Here is a 1,526-nt window from a genome sequence, read left to right as displayed (position 1 = left end):
TGACCTTTCCCTGCGATCAGGGCCGGGCTTCACTGGAATCCTCCGGCCGGGGTTGAGTGTTAAGCGGCGGCGCCGAGACCGCAAGAGTCGCGGGCGCTGTCGCGGTGGTGGTCGATAGGAACTCCAACGGGCTGCGATAGCCGAGCGCGGAATGAGGGCGTTCGGCGTTGTAATGGTGGCGCCAGCGGCCAATCTCGTCGCGGGCGTGGGCGAGCGATCTGAACCAGTGCAGGTTGAGGCATTCGTCGCGGAGCTTGCCGTTCAGGCTCTCGACGAAGGCGTTCTGGACCGGCTTGCCGGGCTCGATGAAGCGGAGGCGGACGCCGGTCTTCTCGGACCAGTCGAACATCGCCCGGCTGGTGCCTTCCGGGCCGTTGTCGAGGACGATCTCCTCCGGCAGCCCGTGGCGCAGCGCCAGGTCGTCGAGGAACCGTGCCATCCTGGCGCCGGAGATCGAGACATCGACGATCTGGCCGGGACAGAACCGACTGTGGTCATCAACGATGTTGAGCACCCGGAAGCGCCGGTAGTCGACGAGCTGGTCGCCGATGAAGTCGAGCGACCAGCGCTGCATCGGCCGCTCCGGAACCTGCGGCGCGATCCGATCACGGCGCGGCAGCTTGCGCCGCTTCCTGGTGCGGACCTGCAAGCCCAGCTCGGTGTAGAGCCGGTAGGTCCGCTTGCGGTTCACAACCAGGCCCTCCCGCCGCAGCACGGCATGCAGCCGCAGGTAGCCGTAGCGCCGGTTCTCCGACGCCAGCTCCTTCAGGCGCGCGACCACCGCGGCGTCGTTCTTTGGCACCGGCCGATACTGCTGCACGGACCGCGACAGACCGACGACCCGGCAACTTCGTCGTTCGCTGAGGCCAAGCTCCTGCATCAGGAAGCCCACGGCTCGCCTCTTCGCCGCGGGCTCACCAGCGCTTTTCCAGGAGCTCCTTCATCGCCGACATGTCGAGCATCTGGTCGGCGACGATGCGCTTCAGCTTCGCGTTCTCGGCCTCGAGCTCGCGCAGCCGCTTCGCCTCGCTCGCCTCCATGCCAGCGTATCGCTTCCGCCAGGTGTAGAACGTGGCCGAGCTGATGCCGTGCCGGCGGCAAAGCTCGTCCACCTTGGCACCGGCCTCGTGCTCCTTCAGCACGCCGATGATCTTTTCCTCACTGAACCGACTGCGCTTCATAGTCGTCCTCCTGCGTCATCTATGACCAGAAGATTCCAGCTCGCAACGGCCCGGATCTTGGGGAGAAGGTCACACCGACGAGGGTTTTCGGACGCGTAGCGTTTGGTGTGTTTGCCGCACGCTACGTTCGATGCGTCCAGGTTGCGAGCCGGCGTTCTGGCCCGCTGGATTTTTATGGCATCGTTTTTGAGAGATACGTGTGTGCGCGTCAGGGCGGCTTGCCAGGTCTGGCGACGACCTACTCTCCCACGTCTTGAGACGCAGTACCATCGGCGCTGCAGCGCTTAACGGCCGGGTTCGGGATGGGACCGGGTGTTTCGCTTGCGCTATGATCACCAAACCGGG

Annotated in this window: 1 rRNA gene and 1 pseudogene; both read right to left on the bottom strand. The window is 65.1% G+C overall.

Annotated features, from left to right (window positions below):
- Positions 1-29: 29 nt before the first annotated feature.
- A pseudogene (locus tag I6U14_RS16255) lies at positions 30-1,181 on the bottom strand (IS3 family transposase).
- A 225-nt stretch (positions 1,182-1,406) separates the two neighbouring features.
- A 5S ribosomal RNA gene (gene rrf / locus I6U14_RS16250) occupies positions 1,407-1,521 on the bottom strand.
- Positions 1,522-1,526 lie beyond the last annotated feature (5 nt).

This window comes from Thiohalocapsa sp., assembly GCF_019695415.1.
Classification (GTDB): domain Bacteria; phylum Pseudomonadota; class Gammaproteobacteria; order Chromatiales; family Chromatiaceae; genus Thiohalocapsa.
This window is presented reverse-complemented; position numbering and strand designations above follow the sequence as displayed.